Genomic DNA, 1,310 nt, shown 5'->3' on the forward strand with positions numbered 1-1,310 from the left:
TGATCCTGCGGTTATCGTATTTTGCCGGGCGTCCACGTTGACCTGATTTCGGGTGTTCGGGCGGCAGCATTCTCTTGATTCGATTCCACTCGCTGGAGGTCAGTTCATATCTTCTCTCTTCCATGAGAAAAGTTTAAGCGATTGGATCGATTTAGGCAACTTTGACGTTTTTTAAACAAGCCCTAAAATTGACCTTCCGATTAAAATAAACGCGCAAAGGAGTGACGGCAATGGAGCAGCACAAGAAAGACCATGTGGTCGCGCTGAACCGCAAGGCGCGCCACGACTACTTCGTCGTCGATACTCTCGAATGCGGCGTCGTGCTGACCGGCACGGAGATCAAGTCGGTGCGCGCCGGCAAAGTCAACTTGAAAGACGGCTACGCCAAGTTCGAACGCGGCGAGCTGTGGCTGATGAACGTCCACATCTCCCCGTACGAAAAAGCGAGCTGGTCCCAGCACGATCCGCGCCAAAACCGCAAGCTGCTGCTCCACAAGTCGGAACTGCGGCGGCTCAGCGCCAAGGTCAAAGAGAAAGGATTCACGCTCGTTCCCCTTTCCATGTACCTGAAAGAGGGACGGCTGGCGAAAGTCGCGCTGGCCCTCGCGCAGGGAAAGAACGCGCACGACCGCCGCGACGCGATCATCGAACGCGACGCCAAGCGCGCCATCGCGCGGGAGCTGCGCAACCGCGGCAAAGATTATTAGTCGATCGTTTTGTCGTTCATGGTTCCACTTCATCATTGGGGGCGATCAGGTTCGACTGGTATGGTGGAAGTCTGAGAGCAGGCCGAGCGACAGGCGTTACCTGTCACAAAAAAGAAACGACAACAACTACGCACTGGCTGCTTAACCAAGCAACCGCCCGAGCAACTGAGAGCGCCCGCAAGGTTGTAAGGGTCAATCACTGCGAGCGGCGTATGGTCCCGGAACGTAGAGAGGCGGCGGCTGTTTTGTCGGTCACAGTCCCGCTTCTGCGCAGTAAAGAAATCGACTAAGCCTGTAGCCGCTCATTCATACACACCATGTCAGGACCGGGGTGCGATTCCCCGCGCCTCCACCAGAACAAAATCTTGCGAAGAGTCACATAGAGACAAGGCCGGACATTGTCCGGCCTTGTTGTTGTAATACTAATTCTTGATAAAAAGTATTAACATAGTTTTCAAGGCGCTGCAGGGGAGTTCAGTCGCTCAGAAGGAACTCAACCGCTGCGCGGTCTGCGCGGCTCGCTTTGTGAATCTTCCTCGCAGCGCCTCTGTGTTCGGCATTTTAATTGAGAAATAGTATGAAAACATCGGGAATCATACCCGC

The 1,310-nt window shown here is 54.4% G+C and carries 1 protein-coding gene and 1 other RNA gene; both read left to right on the forward strand.

Annotated features, from left to right (window positions below; translation table 11 throughout):
* The first annotated feature begins 230 nt into the window (after positions 1-230).
* Positions 231-707 carry an SsrA-binding protein SmpB gene (gene smpB, locus D7D26_RS11920; RefSeq protein ID WP_120373182.1) on the forward strand — a complete coding sequence of 159 codons (477 nt, stop codon included), beginning with the start codon at positions 231-233 and terminating at the stop codon, positions 705-707.
* Positions 708-744: 37 nt separating this feature from the next.
* Positions 745-1,062, forward strand: a transfer-messenger RNA (tmRNA) gene (gene ssrA, locus D7D26_RS11925).
* The last annotated feature ends 248 nt before the right edge of the window (positions 1,063-1,310 follow it).

The organism is Pyramidobacter sp. CG50-2 (assembly GCF_003612005.1).
Lineage (GTDB): Bacteria > Synergistota > Synergistia > Synergistales > Dethiosulfovibrionaceae > Pyramidobacter.